2 protein-coding genes are annotated in these 4,359 nt (G+C 73.6%); one reads left to right on the top strand and one right to left on the bottom strand.

Translation table 11 applies throughout. From position 1 onward, the window contains the following. Positions 1-104 precede the first annotated feature (104 nt). A complete protein-coding gene (locus AOK09_RS32535) occupies positions 105-1,139 on the top strand; it encodes a threonine ammonia-lyase (RefSeq protein WP_055590815.1) in 1,035 nt (344 codons plus the stop codon). A gap of 262 nt (positions 1,140-1,401) precedes the next feature. On the opposite strand, the gene AOK09_RS32530 is transcribed toward AOK09_RS32535, so the two are convergent. Further along, positions 1,402-4,359: non-ribosomal peptide synthetase (locus AOK09_RS32530; protein WP_157876125.1), on the bottom strand; the 2,958-nt coding region annotated here is incomplete at its 5' end.

The following is a 4,359-nucleotide window of genomic DNA, read 5'->3' as shown; positions in this document are numbered from 1 at the left end:
GACCAGGCCCCCATGAGGCCCCCACGAGGCCCCCGGCCGCACCCACCCCCGGCACCAGTTCGCATCGGAAGCCTCCGGGCTTCATGGACAGAGGGAGGCGGGCCATGCGTGAGCCCGAGGGACGACTGGCCACCATCGACACCGGCCCACCACGGCTCGGCCGCGGGGACGTGCTGCACGCCGGGCGGCGGCTGGCCGGCCGGGTGTGGCGGACCCCGGTGGTGCGGTCCGACCAGTTGGACGCCCTGTCAGGTGCCCGGCTGTGGCTGAAGGCCGAGAACCTGCAGCGCGGCGGGTCGTTCAAGGTACGGGGTGCGCTGCTGGCCCTGGAACGGCTGGCCGCCTCCGGGAGCCGGGGCGTGGTCGCGCAGAGCACCGGCAACCATGCAATCGCGGTGGCCCTGGCCGCCCGCGAACACCGGCTGCCCACCACGGTGGTGCTGCCGTCCGACGCCGCACCGACCAAGGTCCGGCGTATCCGGGAGACCGGCGCGGAGGTCAGACTCGTCGGGACGGTGCTCGCCGAGCGGGTGGCGGTGGTGGAGGAGCTGCGGGAGCGGCACGGCTACGACGTGGTCGACCCCTACGACGACCCCCTTGTCGTCGCGGGCCAGGGCACCGCCACCGCGGAGCTGATCAGCCAGGTGGCCGAGGCCGGGGGGAGGCTGGACACCGTGGTGGTGCCGATCGGCGGCGGCAGCGCGATCGCCGGCGCCTGCCTGGCGGCTGCCGGGCACGACGTGGCGGTGGTCGGTGCGGAGCCGGAGGCCGTCCCGGCGTTCACCGCGGCGCTGGACGCGGGACGGCCGGTCACGGTGCCCCTGCGGTACACCCTCGCCGACGGGCTCCGCCCCGACCGGATCGGCGACCTGCCGTTCCGCCTCGCCCAGGGGCGGGTCTCCACGGTGCTGGAGGTCGCCGAGGCCGCCATCGCCGACGCGCTCCGTGCCGCTCTCCTGCACGCCCGGCTGCTCGTCGAACCGGCTGCGGCCACCGCGCTGGCCGCGGCCATGAGCTTCGCCGCCGAACACGGCGGCGATGTCGGGGTCCTCCTCACCGGCGGCAATGTCGAACCCGCTCTGGTCTCCTCCCTGCTGGCCGGGCACGGCACCGGTGTGCCCCGGACCGCGATGCACTGACCCCTCTGCGTCCCGCGGCTGCCGCGGGGCCGCCCCGGGTGCCCCCCGAAGCGTGACGGCAGGACCCGACCGGGTCATGTCCCGCCGTCACGGCTCGGGGGGCACTTCGCTGTCGGCTGGGCCCGCCCGGGTGGGGACGCCCGTACGTGCGCCCCCCACCGAGCCCGCCCGAGTGTGCGAACACCCGTACGTGCGCCCCCCACCGCCCGGCGCGGACCGGGAGGAGTGCGCTCTCCTCCCGGTCCGCGTCCGGTCCGGTGGATCAGCTGTGCCGCTCCAGCCACTCGGACACGGCGGCCCACACCTGCTCCAGCGTCTCCGGCTTGCCCAGATCGTAGTGCGTCCCGGGCAGGCCGACCTCCGCGATGCCGCCCGTCACATAAGGGGCCCAGAGCTCGGCGGCGGGCGCGCCGTCCGCCCGGTCCGCCTCCGCCACGATCACCAGGGCGTCACCGTCGAAGCGTCCGTGCTCATGGCTCCGCCGGATCACGAACTGGTTCTCCACGACCCGGGCGATGGTCCTGAACTCCTCCTCGGTGACCGACCCGAGGGCGTCGCCGGCCTGCCGCCGTACGTCCTCGAGCCTGATGTCGAGCCGCGCCTGCCGCTCCTCCTCGGACTCCTCGGCGCGGTCGGCGGCCGGTGCGGCGTCGGGGTCCGGGACCCAGGGGTACTGGTCCATGATCACCAGCGCTCCGACCTCCTCCCCCGCCGCCCGCAGCTGGAGGGCCATCTCATGGGCGACGACCGCTCCGAAGGACCACCCCAGCAGGTGGTAGGGGCCCGTCGGCTGCACCGCCCGGATCTGCTCGACGTATCCGGCTGCCATCTCCCCGACCGAGTGGTCGGGTTCCGTCGTGCCGTCCAGGCCGCGGTCCTGCAGCCCGTACAGCGGCACGTCCTCGGGGACGTACCGGGCCAGCGGCATGTAGCACCAGCTCAGTCCGCCCGCGGGGTGGATGCAGAAGAACGGCGGCCTGCTGCCCTGGGTGCGGATCGGCAGCAGCACATCCAGCGCGTCCCGCACCGAGGAGAGGCTCATCCGCTTCATCAGCTCGGTGACGGTCGGCGCCGCGAACAGGTCGCGCACCGCGACGGACACACCCCGCTCCCGCAGCCGCTCCACCAGCCGCACGGCCAGCAGGGAGTGGCCGCCCAGCGCGAAGAAGTCGTCGTGGACCCCGACCGACTCCACCCCGAGGACCTCGGCGAAGGCCTCGCACAGCCCCTCCTCGAAGGAGGTGACATACCGGTGGGACTCCTTCTCCCCCGGAGCGCCGTCGGGAGCCGGCAGCGCCTTGCGGTCCAGTTTGCCGTTGGGCATCAGCGGCAGCCGGTCGATCACCACCACCGCCGAGGGCACCATGTATCCCGGCAGCCGCTCCTGGGCGGCCGCCCGGACCGCCTGGGCGAGCAGGGCGGCGTCCTCGTCCCGGGCCGCCGGGCCGGGCACCGCATAGGCCACCAGCCGCTTGTCCCCCGGGACGTCCTCGCGCACCACGACGACGGCCTGCGCCACCGAGTCATGGGCGGCCAGGACGGTCTCGATCTCGCCCAGTTCGACGCGGAAACCGCGCACCTTCACCTGGTCGTCCGCACGTCCGACGTACTGCAGCTCGCCGTCCGCGGTCCACCGCACCACGTCGCCGGTGCGGTACATCCGCCCACCCGAGCCGTCGAACGGGCAGCCGACGAACCGTCCCGCGGTCAGGCCCGGCCGACCCAGATAGCCCCGTGCCATGCCCGCGCCCGCGATGTACAGCTCACCGGCCACGCCCGGAGGCACCGGGGCCAGCGCGTCGTCGAGCACATACAGCCGGGTGTTGCCGACCGGTCCGCCGATCGAGGACACATCGTCGGCGACCGAGGCGAACTGCTTGGCGGTCGACCAGACCGTGGTCTCCGTCGGCCCGTAGAGGTTCGCCAGGGTGGTGCGCTCCAGCAGCGTGCGCGCCAGTTCGGCGGGCAGTGCCTCGGCTCCGATCATGGCGCGTACCCTCGTCCAGTCCACCGGGTCGTCGGCGTCGGCCACCAGCCCCCGCCACAGGCTCGGTGTGGCGTGCACGACGGTTGCCCCGGCGGAGCGGATCAGGGCCCGCAGCGCCCAGGGGTCGAGCACCTGCTCCTGGGCGGCGAGCACCATCCGGGCGCCGTTGACGAGCGGCAGGTAGAACTCGAAGCCCGCCATGTCGCAGCCGTGGGTGCTGACCGCCAGCAGGCGGTCGTCGGAGCCGAGGGCGAACAGATCCTGCATGGTGGCCAGGAAGTTGACGATCGCCCGGTGCTCGACCAGCACACCCTTGGGACGGCCGGTGGACCCCGAGGTGTAGATCACCCACATCGGGTGCTCGGGCATCAGGACGTCCGTACGCTCGCTCTCCGCGAGCGTGCCGCCCGGCAGCCCGGCCATCGCGGCGGCCACCTCGGGGTCGTCGAGGAGCACCACCGGGACGCCCGTCTCGTCCTCCAGCTCGACGTCGAACTCCCGGAGCCGCCCGCGCATGCTCTCGCCGGTCAGCAGGCACACCGCACCCGAGTCCGCGATGACATAGGCGATCCGGTTGGCCGGGTAGGCCGGGTCGATCGGCAGATAGGCCGCGCCCGCCTTGATGACGCCCAGCAGCGCCACCACCAGGTCGACCGAGCGCTCGAAGACGACCGCGACCACCGACTCCGGCCCCACCCCGCGGCCGGCCAGATACCTGGCGAGCCGGTTGGCCCGCGCGTCGAGCTCCGCGTAGCTCAGCTCCGTGTCACCGAAGACCAGGGCCACGGCGTCGGGCGTACGGGCGGCCTGCGCCTCGAAGAGTCCGACGACCGTCGTGTCCGGGACCTCGGAGGCGGTGTCGTTCCACTCGGTGAGCATCCGCTGCCGCTCGCCGTCCCCGAGCAGGTCCACCGCGCTCAGCCGGATGTCCGGGTCGGCGGCCAGCTTCGCCAGCACCCTGGTCAGGCGTTCCGCGATCCGCCCCACCGACTCACGGTCGAACAGGTCGGCCGAGCCCACCACGGAACCGCGCATACCCGCCGGGGCACCCTCGACGTCCAACACCTCGAACATGTTCACATCGAGGTCGAACTTCACCACCGACCCGCCGGAGGGCACCCCGCCGGTCCGGACGCCGGGCATGTCCAGCACCGCCTCGGTGGTGTTCTCCAGCAGCAGCATCACCTGGAACAGCGGGTGCCGGGCCAGCGACCTGGCCGGGGACAGCTCCTC

This window comes from Peterkaempfera griseoplana (assembly GCF_001418575.1).
GTDB lineage: Bacteria > Actinomycetota > Actinomycetes > Streptomycetales > Streptomycetaceae > Peterkaempfera > Peterkaempfera griseoplana.
Note: the sequence above shows the minus strand (reverse complement) of the source record. Positions and strands in the feature narration are given on the sequence as shown.